Source organism: Candidatus Sodalis sp. SoCistrobi, assembly GCF_900143145.1.
Classification (GTDB): Bacteria; Pseudomonadota; Gammaproteobacteria; order Enterobacterales; family Enterobacteriaceae; genus SoCistrobi.
Genome location: NZ_FRDB01000292.1, coordinates 1 through 2,912, shown reverse-complemented (window position 1 = coordinate 2,912; position 2,912 = coordinate 1). Strand labels below are relative to the sequence as shown.

The 2,912-nt window shown below is 58.0% G+C and carries 2 protein-coding genes; one reads left to right on the top strand and one right to left on the bottom strand.

Going from position 1 to position 2,912, the window contains the following annotated elements; translation table 11 throughout:
* Positions 1-135 precede the first annotated feature (135 nt).
* On the top strand, positions 136-687 hold the full coding sequence (locus CINSTRO3249_RS14615; RefSeq protein ID WP_074013787.1) for a LysE family translocator: 552 nt from the start codon (positions 136-138) through the stop codon (positions 685-687).
* 178 nt (positions 688-865) lie between these two features.
* On the opposite strand, the gene CINSTRO3249_RS14610 is transcribed toward CINSTRO3249_RS14615, so the two are convergent.
* Positions 866-2,785, bottom strand: a complete 1,920-nt coding sequence (locus CINSTRO3249_RS14610) for an ABC transporter ATP-binding protein (RefSeq protein WP_074013786.1) — start codon at positions 2,783-2,785, stop codon at positions 866-868.
* Positions 2,786-2,912 lie beyond the last annotated feature (127 nt).

Genomic DNA, 2,912 nt, shown 5'->3' with positions numbered 1-2,912 from the left:
TCATGCTGAGTTTCCAGCACTAGATTAACTGCCCGTTCACGGACTTCCGGAGAGTAACGTTTGGTCGTTGTCATAGAGACCTCCACTTTTAAAGTATAGACTCTAATTTATCCGGGGTGATTCAGGGTTGCCGCTATTACCCCCGGTCCAAATAATATGCTGCTTACCGCCTCGGCCGCCCATTTTGGCTTTTGGCGTTCTATGCCGCTGATGCTCGGCATTATGCTTGGCATGCAGTGCATGCTGCTGCTGGTGGCCTGCGGCGTCGGCAGCCTCATTACACTCTATCCCGCCCTGCATTTTACGCTAAAAGTGGCCGGCAGCCTCTATTTGCTGTGGCTTTCTTGGAAAATCGCCACCGCCGTTTATGAAAAGCTGGATACCGATACGCCGCCGTCGCAGCCGGTGCCATTTTATCAGGGCGGTCTACTACAGTTTCTCAATCCGAAGGCGTGGCTGATGGCCCTCGGTGCAGTGGCCAGTTTCAGCCTGGCCGGGGAAGCATACGCGGGCTCGGTGATGGCGATAAGCGTCGGTATCGCCGCCGTCAACATAGTCTCGGGCGCCATCTGGCTGGTCTTTGGCACGGTGATTGGCCGGCTGTTGAAAAGCCGCCGTGCCTGGACGCTGTTCAATCTGGCGATGGGGCTGCTGACCGCCGCCTGCGTCGTGCTGATTTGGCGCTAAACGCGGTCTGCGCCACTGACGTCTGGCGAAGTTTGCACGCTACTTTCAGGCGCAGTGCAGGGTTCGTGCGCTGCCGATGACGCGCGCTGCCTATTTACGCATTGGCGTTAGCGCGGCCCGCGCATCCCCTTGAGCGTTGAGCGCGGCCTGCGCACCGGCTGTTTGGCGCTGGAGGTGGCTACTCCGCGTCGAACGCTTGCGTCAGCGCTTCCAACTGTTCCTGCGCGTCCAGCCAGGCCAGCTCTAGCGCCTCCAGCGCCGATTTGAGTTTACCTTGCCGCTGCAGGCAATCGTTTAGCTCGCTTTTACGGGCGTTGTCGTACAGCGCGCTGTCGCCAAGCTGGCCTTCAACCTCGGCCAGCTCCGCCCCCAGCGAAGCCAGTTGCTGTTCATGGCGACCGATGGCCTGGCGCAGCGGTTGGGTCGCTTTGCGAAATTCCGCCTCGCGCCGCTTTTGGTCTTTGCGCGTCTGCGCCGTGTTCGCGGTGGCAGGAGGCGCGTCCGTATCGTCATTTGGCCCGCGCGGACGCTGTTGTTCCGCCAACCATTGCTGATAATCCTCCAAATCGCCGTCGAAGGGGGCGACCTGACCCTCATGCACCAGATAGAATTCATCCGTGGTGGAACGCAGCAAATGGCGATCGTGGGACACCACGACCAGCGCGCCGTTGAAGTCGATCAACGCTTCGGTAAGCGCCTGGCGCATATCCAGATCCAAATGGTTGGTGGGCTCATCAAGCAGCAGCAGATTGGGACGCTGCCAGACGATCAGCGCCAGCACCAGCCGCGCTTTCTCGCCGCCGGAAAAACGCGCCGTCGGTTCCGTGACCTGGTCGCCCTGGAAACCGAAGCCGCCCAGAAAATCGCGCAGCGACTGCTCATACTCCTTCGGCGCCAACCGGCTGAGGTGTTGCAGCGGCGTCTCATCGGCGCGCAAGAACTCAAGCTGGTGCTGGGCAAAGTAGCCAAGTTTAATGCCTTTCGCCAGCGACAGCGCCCCCGACTGCGGCGCCAGCGTCCCGGCCAGCAGCTTGATAAGCGTCGACTTACCGGCGCCATTGCGCCCCAGCAGACCGATGCGTGAACCGGGTACCAAATTAAGCTTAATGGAGCGTAAAATCAGGGTATCGCCATAGCCGGCGCTGACCTTTTCCATCGTCAGCAGCGGATTGGGCAAACTCTCCGGCGTGCGGAAACTGAACTGGAAGGGATTGTCCACATGGGCCGGTGCAATCAGTTCCATCCGTTCCAGCATCTTGATGCGGCTTTGCGCCTGCTTGGCCTTGGTCGCTTTGGCGCGAAATCTGTCGATATAGTGCTGTAAATGCGCCACTTTTTCCTGCTGGTGCTGGTAGAGCGACTGTTGCTGAGCCAGTTTGGTGGCGCGCTGCAGCTCAAACGATGAATAGTTGCCGGCGTACTCATTCAGGGACTGTTGCTCGATATGCAAGACCCGGTTAATGATGGGATCAAGGAAATCCCGGTCGTGGGAAATCAGGATAAGCGTGCCGGGGTAATTTCTCAGCCACTTTTCCAGCCAGATGACCGCATCCAAATCCAGATGGTTGGTAGGTTCGTCCAGCAACAGCAGATCGGAGCGGCACAGCAGGGCCTGCGCCAGATTCAGACGCATACGCCAGCCGCCGGAGAAAGCCCGTACCGGCTGCATCAGCTGCGGTTGGCTGAAGCCCAGACCGCTTAACAGGCTGGCGGCGCGGGCGCGAATGGTCCAGGCGTCTATGGTGTCCAGTTTACCGTGCAGGGTGGCGATGGCATGGCCGTCATTTTTTTCATTGGCAATAACTAATTCAGATTCGAGCTGACGATATTCCCGGTCACCATCGATAACATACTCCAATGCCGGTACGTCCAGCGCGGGGGGTTCCTGATTGACCCAGGCCATCGCCCAGTTGGCGGGCAGGCTAACGCCGCCGGCGTCGGCGCTGAGTTCTTTTTTCAGCAGCGCGAGCAAGGTGGATTTGCCGCAACCGTTTTTGCCGACCAACCCGACTTTTTGCCCCGGATTGACCGTGGCGGTGGCGTTGTCCAGGAGTACACGGGTACCGCGACGAATTTGCAACGAGGAGAAAACAATCATTGTTATTGCAAGTTTAAAATGTCAACTAATCCCGCAAAGTAGAAATGTCACCTTTTCCTGATGAAATGTTATGCTGTGCATATTTAACTCAGAGATGTGAAACATCATGCCTAATGTGCTGCAAAAT

Bases quoted from the DNA above. Each gene is read 5' to 3' on its own strand.
- CINSTRO3249_RS14610 (WP_074013786.1), bottom strand. From the start codon at position 2,785: ATGATTGTTTTCTCCTCGTTGCAAATTCGTCGCGGTACCCGTGTACTC.